At 76.2% G+C, this 5,497-nt stretch carries 7 protein-coding genes and 1 tRNA gene; 5 read left to right on the top strand and 3 right to left on the bottom strand.

Annotated elements, in window-relative coordinates:
* Positions 1-205: hypothetical protein (locus ABZ914_RS45255; RefSeq protein ID WP_500200862.1), on the bottom strand; the 205-nt coding region annotated here is incomplete at its 3' end.
* A 64-nt stretch (positions 206-269) separates the two neighbouring features.
* A tRNA-OTHER gene (locus tag ABZ914_RS45250) sits at positions 270-344 on the bottom strand.
* 129 nt (positions 345-473) lie between these two features.
* Here ABZ914_RS45250 and ABZ914_RS45245 point away from each other — a divergent pair.
* From ABZ914_RS45245 to ABZ914_RS45230, 4 genes are all read left to right on the top strand, one after another.
* Entirely contained in the window at positions 474-1,547 is a 1,074-nt protein-coding gene (locus ABZ914_RS45245; RefSeq protein ID WP_500200861.1) for an MBL fold metallo-hydrolase, read from the top strand.
* Between the two features lie 67 nt (positions 1,548-1,614).
* A complete protein-coding gene (locus tag ABZ914_RS45240; RefSeq protein WP_433235245.1) occupies positions 1,615-2,214 on the top strand; it encodes a sulfite oxidase-like oxidoreductase in 600 nt (199 codons plus the stop codon).
* Positions 2,184-2,936, top strand: a complete 753-nt coding sequence (locus ABZ914_RS45235; protein ID WP_500200860.1) for a ferredoxin reductase — start codon at positions 2,184-2,186, stop codon at positions 2,934-2,936. Before ABZ914_RS45240 ends, ABZ914_RS45235 begins: the two co-directional genes overlap by 31 nt.
* A 1-nt stretch (position 2,937) precedes the next feature.
* Positions 2,938-3,249 (top strand): DUF6510 family protein, encoded by a 312-nt coding sequence (locus tag ABZ914_RS45230; RefSeq protein WP_433136446.1) that lies wholly within the window; start codon positions 2,938-2,940, stop codon positions 3,247-3,249.
* Between the two features lie 132 nt (positions 3,250-3,381).
* Here the strand turns inward: ABZ914_RS45230 and ABZ914_RS45225 are convergent, their stop codons facing one another.
* On the bottom strand, positions 3,382-4,197 hold the full coding sequence (locus ABZ914_RS45225; RefSeq protein WP_500200859.1) for an SAM-dependent methyltransferase: 816 nt from the start codon (positions 4,195-4,197) through the stop codon (positions 3,382-3,384).
* A gap of 227 nt (positions 4,198-4,424) precedes the next feature.
* Here ABZ914_RS45225 and ABZ914_RS45220 point away from each other — a divergent pair.
* Positions 4,425-5,497 (top strand): phosphatase PAP2 family protein (locus ABZ914_RS45220; protein WP_500200858.1); only part of this gene is annotated, 1,073 nt, incomplete at its 3' end.

The following is a 5,497-nucleotide window of genomic DNA, read 5'->3' as shown; positions in this document are numbered from 1 at the left end:
CGTGCTCGCGCGCGACGTCCGCGAGGTCGAAGTCCACGTCCACGTTCGCCGCCGCGCACGCCCCGCGCCAGTCGCCCGCGAGCCGCCGCTCGGCGGCCCGCTCGATCATCCAGCGGGGGACCGCGTAGCGGCGGATCCGCCGCAGGCGCGACGCCTCGTCCGGCCGGAGCGCGCGCGGGGCGGTCCGCGTGTCGATCACCGTCACCGCGTCCCCCGTTCCCGCGCGCCGTGCCCCGCGGCCCCGGCACGGCGCACCGGGGGGCGGGGGGTGGCAAGGCCGGTCGGATTCGAACCGACGTCCTCCAGCCCGCTGTAAGGCGCGACGACCTCTGCGCTACGGCCTTGCCGCAGCGCAGCCTAGCGGTCCGGGCGACCGCGCGCCGCCGGTTCGCGATCTTCGCGGGCCGCGCGCCCCGGCCGGGCCGCCCGTGGAATCATGATCGTGTCCGGGAGGGCGCGGGACGGGAGGACCCATGTGCTACGAGCCGGTCGCCGATCCGGGCGAGGTCGCCTTCGCCGCGCCGCGGCCCGACCCCGGCCGCGAGACGCCCGACCGGGTGCCGCTCGAACCGGTCGACGCCGTCACGCTGACGACGCTCATCGACAACCAGAGCGACCTGCTGCTCGCCGACCAGGGGCCGGTGCGGCGCACCGGGATGCGGCAGGCCGCCGCGGGCCGGCGCCTGCCCGCCGGGGTGCTGGACACGGGGGAGTCCTACGACGTCCCGCTCGCCGAGCACGGGTTCTCGATGCTGGTCACGGTCGTGCGGAACGGTCGCGAGCACCGCTTGCTGTTCGACGCGGGCATGACCCCCGACGGCCTCGTCGGCAACATGCGGCGGCTCGGCGTCGACCCCGCCTCGGTCGAGACGGTCGTGCTCAGCCACGGCCACGCCGACCACGTCACCGGCCTGGACGGGCTGATCCGCGCGGTCGGCGCCGCGAACACCCCGCTCGTCGTCCACCCCGGCGTATGGACGGGCCGCCGGATGAACGTGCCCGGCGCCGAGCCGCTGCGGCTGGCCGCGCCGAGCCGCCGCGCCCTCGCCGGTGCCGGCTTCGAGATCGTCGAGCGGGCGCAGCCGTCGCTGCTGTTCGGCGGGTCCGTCCTGATCACCGGTGAGATCGACCGCGTCACGCCGTTCGAGCGCGGCATGCCCGCCTACCACGAGGCGCTCACGGACGGCGCCTGGGCGCCCGACCCGCTCGTCCGGGACGACCAGGCGCTCGTGCTGAACGTCCGCGGGCACGGCCTGGTCGTCCTCACCGGCTGCGGGCACGCGGGGATCGTCAACATCGTCCGGCACGCCCGCCGCCTCACCGGGGAGCCGCGGGTGGCGGCCGTCGTCGGCGGGTTCCACCTGAGCGGCCCCGCGTTCGAGCCGATCATCGAGCCGACCGTCGGCGCGCTCGCCGGCCTGGACCCGGCGGTGGTCGTCCCGGCGCACTGCACCGGCTGGCGCGCCGCGCACGCGCTCGCCGCGCGCCTCCCGGAGGCGTTCGTCCCGAACGCGGTCGGCTCCCGGCTCGAACTTCGCGCCGCCTAGGGATGGATCCCTCCCGGCGGGGGAAGGATCCCGGCGCACGGGCCGTCCGGACGAACAGGAGCGGGGGATGGGCATCGTCTCGCCCGGATTCCACGGCAGGCGGCGGCAGGGGGACGTGAAGCTGCCGCCCGGCCAGTACCTCACCGACGACTTCCCGGTCCTGTCGGCCGGGCCGACGCCCCGCGTCGACACGGACGAGTGGGAGTTCGTCGTCACCACCGAGACGGGCGAGCGGCGCCGCTGGACGTGGGAGGAGTTCCTGGCGCTGCCATCGGAGAACCCGACCGTCGACATCCACTGCGTGACCAAGTGGTCCAAGCTCGGCACGTCCTGGACGGGCGTGTCCCTGGACGTCCTCCTCGACGACGTGGAGACGACCGCCGACTACGCGCTCGCCCGCTCCTACGGCGGCTACACCACCAACCTGCCCCTCCAGGACCTGCTGGACGGGCAGGCGTGGCTGGCCTACCGGTTCGACGACGAGGACCTGCATCCCGAGCACGGCGGCCCGGTGCGGCTGCTGGTGCCGCACTTGTACTTCTGGAAGTCGGCCAAGTGGGTCCGCGGCCTCGACCTGCTCACCCAGGACGAGCCCGGTTTCTGGGAGACGGCCGGCTACCACGACTACGGGGACCCATGGCTGGAACAGCGGTACCAGGGGGACTGAGCCGGCTCCGGTGGCGGGTGGCGCGGCTCGCGGAGACCCGCGACGAGACGCCCACCGCGCGGACGCTCGTGCTGGACGTCCCGGGGTGGCCCGGGCACCTCGCGGGCCAGCACGTCGACGTCCGGCTCACCGCGGCCGACGGGTACAGCACGCAGCGCAGCTACTCGCTCGCGGCGCCGGCGGACGGCGACCGCGTCGAGCTGACCGTGCAGAACGTCCCGGACGGTGAGGTGTCGCCGTACCTGACCGAGGTCTTCTCGGTCGGCGACCCGGTCGAGATCCGCGGGCCGGTGGGCGGCTGGTTCGTGTGGCGCCCGGACGACCCGGCGCCCGTCACGCTCGTCGCGGGCGGGGCGGGCGTGGCGCCGCTGATGGCGATGGTGCGGGCCCGGCGGGCGGAGGGCTCGCGGGTCCCGTTCCGGCTGGTGTACTCCGCGCGGACGCCGGACGAGCGGTGGTACGCCGCCGAGCTGCGGCGCCCCGACCCGGGCGTGGAGGTCTTCCCGCTGTACACGCGCGCCGCGCCGGACGGCTGGCCGCGGCCGCCGGGCCGGCTGGCGAAGGGCGACCTCGCCGTATGGGCGTGGCCGCCGGAGTTCGACCCGGCCTGCTTCGTGTGCGGGCCGACGGGGTTCGTGGAGGCGGCGGCCGATCTGCTGGTCGCGCTGGGGCACGACCCGCGCAGGATCAGGACCGAGCGTTTCGGGCCGAGCGGAGGCTGACATGGGAGCGGACGGAACGGAGGCGGGCGCGGACGCCGTCGTCTACGAGGACGCCGGCGCGTACCAGGACGGCAACGCGCTCGCCGGGCCGCTGAGCGAGGTGTTCGGCGTGGACGTCACGAGGGCGGCGGTGCGGTGCACCGCGTGCGGGCTGGCGGGCCCGCTGCCCGGCCTGCGCGTCTACTCGCACGCCCCGGGCGCCGTCGCCCGGTGTCCGGGATGCGAGCACGTCGTCCTGCGGCTGGTCATCGGGAACGGGACGGCCTGGCTCGACCTGCGCGGCACCGTCGGCCTCCGCATGCCGCTCACCTGACGTGCCGCTCGCCTGACGCCCCGCTCGCCTGACGCCCCGCTCGCCCGGCGGCACGCTCACCCGGCGACCCGCTCACCCGGCGGCCTGCTCGCCCGACGGCCTGCTCGCCTGACGGTCCGGCGCGCGGCCGGGCTAGGGCTTGCGGGCGACGCCGGCGAACTCGTCGACGTCCTCGCCGTGCGCGCCCGCGGGGTGCGGGCGCCAGCGGTTGCACGGGACCACGCCGGGCTCCAGCAGGTCGAGGCCGTCGAAGAAGCGGGCGATCTCCGCGCCGCTGCGCAGCGTCATCGGCGGCTTGACGCGCTCGTTGCGCAGCCGCACGACCTCCTCCGTCGCCGCGCCGTGCACCTCGCTGGTGCTGTGCGCGATGACCAGGTGGCCGCCCGAGGGCAGGGCGTCCTTCAGCGTCCGGACGATCGAGTACGCGGCCGGCGTGTCGTCGATGTAGATCAGGACGCCGAGCAGCAGGACCGCGAACGGGCGGGAGAGGTCCAGCGTCCGCGCCGCCTCGGCCAGGATCCGCTCCGGGTCGTGCAGGTCGGCGTCGATGTAGGCGGTGGCGCCCTCGGGCGTGCTGGTCAGCAGCGCGCGGGCGTGCGCCAGCACCAGCGGGTCGTTGTCGACGTACACGATCCGCGACTCGGGAGCGAGCTCCTGCGCGATCTGGTGGGTGTTGCCGGCGGTGGGCAGGCCGGTGCCGATGTCGAGGAACTGCCGGACGCCCTCCTCGGCCACCAGGTGCCGGACGGCCCGGCCGAGGAACTCCCGGTCGGCCCTGGCCAGCCGGACGATGCTCGGGTACAGCTCGGCCATCTGATCGCCGACGCGGCGGTCGGCGGCGTAGTTGTCCTTGCCGCCGAGCCAGTGGTTCCAGATCCGCGGGGCCGCCGGCACGTGCGGATCGACCCCCTCCGGCGCCGTCTCCTCCGGGGTCGGGGTGTCGGTCACGGCTGCGGCCCTTCCGGTCGGCGGGCGCGTCCCGCCCGGGGCCCCCAACGTAGATCATCGGCTGCCGCCCGGCCATCGACTTCACCGAAACGCACTGGTCGAAGGGGTTTTGTGGGTCTCCGCCGTGGAAAAGGCGGCGATCGGCCACCCCGGGCGTGGTCGTCGCGATCGATCGTGGGGAGGATGATCGGAGGGGGTGGTGCGATGGGCGAGGCGGGAGGAGCGGCGTGACCCGGTGCGAGGCGGCCCCGCCCCGCGCGCGCGGGGCGGGGCGCGGGCGCGCGGCGTCGGCTGCGCGCGAGATCGCCGCGGGGCTGGTCGTGCTGGCGGTGTACCTGGCGTTCACGCACGCGTTCGCGGGGGACCGGGCCGCCAGCGACGCCCACGGCCGGTCGCTGCTGGAGTTGGAGCGCTGGGCGCACCTGGACGCCGGGCACGGCCTCAACGGCGTGCTGGTCCGGCACGGGTGGCTCGGCGCGCTGGCCGCGTGGGAGTACGCGACGACGTACGTGCTCGCCACCTTCGGGTTCCTCGGCTACCTGTGGTGGCGGCGGAGCCCGGCCTACCCGTGGGCCCGCAACACGCTGATCTGGATCACCCTGATCGCGATCTGCTGCTTCGCGGTGTGGCCCTCGACCCCGCCGCGGCTGCTGCCCGGCGAGGGGTACACCGACATCATCGCGCTGCACCACCCGCCCGCCACCTGGGGGACCGGCGCGGTCTCGGCGGGCGCCAACCCGTACGCGGCGATGCCCAGCCTGCACATCGGCTGGGTGGCGTGGATCGGCGCGACCGCGGTCCGGGCCCGCTGCGGCGCCGTCGTCGCCTGGCTGTGCGCCCTTCACCTGGTGGTCACCGGCCTGGTGATCGTCGCGACCGCCGCGCACTACGTGGTGGACATCCCGGGCGGCCTGCTGCTGATCCCGGCCGCGGCGGGCGCCGAGGCGCTGCGCGCGAGGCTCGTGCGGCGGCGGGGCGCGGCCGGCGCGTCGCCCCCGCCCGGCGAGAGCGCCGAGGCGCCGCAGGTCGTCGGGGGCGTCGCGGAGTTCAGCGGGCCCGCCCCGACGGCCGTGCGTGTGCGCGCGCTGCTTGCCGAGCGGCTCCCGGACCTGCCGCGCCTCACCCGCCGGCTCCGGCGGCCCGGCCCGGCGGGACGGGCGCGCTGGGAGGACGCGGGCGAGATCGACCTGGCCTGGCACGTCAGGGAGTCCGCGCTGCCCGCGCCGGGCGACCGCCGCGCCCGGGACGCCCTGGTCGCCCGGCTGGTCGCGGAACCGTTCGGCGCCGGCCGCCCGCCGTG

This window comes from Spirillospora sp. NPDC046719 (assembly GCF_040645715.1).
Lineage (GTDB): Bacteria > Actinomycetota > Actinomycetes > Streptosporangiales > Streptosporangiaceae > Spirillospora.
Note: the sequence above shows the minus strand (reverse complement) of the source record. Positions and strands in the feature narration are given on the sequence as shown.

Excerpts from the sequence above, each read along its gene's own strand:
- ABZ914_RS45240 (WP_433235245.1), top strand. The coding sequence starts at position 1,615 with ATGGGCATCGTCTCGCCCGGATTCCACGGCAGGCGGCGGCAGGGGGAC.
- ABZ914_RS45230 (WP_433136446.1), top strand. The coding sequence starts at position 2,938 with ATGGGAGCGGACGGAACGGAGGCGGGCGCGGACGCCGTCGTCTACGAG.
- ABZ914_RS45245 (WP_500200861.1), top strand. The coding sequence starts at position 474 with ATGTGCTACGAGCCGGTCGCCGATCCGGGCGAGGTCGCCTTCGCCGCG.
- ABZ914_RS45235 (WP_500200860.1), top strand. The coding sequence starts at position 2,184 with ATGGCTGGAACAGCGGTACCAGGGGGACTGAGCCGGCTCCGGTGGCGG.